At 57.5% G+C, this 221-nt stretch carries 2 pseudogenes; one reads left to right on the top strand and one right to left on the bottom strand.

The annotated features are described in order from the left end of the window. A pseudogene (locus H6B10_RS18300) lies at positions 1–112 on the bottom strand (aspartate carbamoyltransferase); the annotation flags it as partial. Between H6B10_RS18300 and H6B10_RS16880 the strand changes: the two are divergent. Next, positions 105–221: pseudogene (locus H6B10_RS16880) on the top strand (aspartate carbamoyltransferase); the annotation flags it as partial. The pseudogenes H6B10_RS18300 and H6B10_RS16880 overlap by 8 nt on opposite strands.

Raw genomic sequence — 221 nt, 5'->3', positions numbered from 1 at the left:
AGCTGTTCTTCAGGCGGATGTAATCTTCCTCGTTGAAGAAACGCTCCTGCTGCACACGGGTCATGTACAGAATATCCAGTTCGGGCAGGGCTTCTTCCAGGTTGCGGGTTTCCAGTGCTTCCAAGGGTGAAACGGTTGCCGATACCATCCGTATCATCAGCTGCTACGCCGACATTGCCGCCATGCGCCACCCCAAAGAGGGCGCGCCGCTGCGTGCATCC

Source organism: Gemmiger formicilis (assembly GCF_016901605.1).
GTDB lineage: Bacteria > Bacillota > Clostridia > Oscillospirales > Ruminococcaceae > Gemmiger > Gemmiger formicilis_B.
The sequence above is the reverse complement of the archived record's forward strand: the minus strand, read 5'-3'. Positions and strand labels throughout refer to the sequence as shown.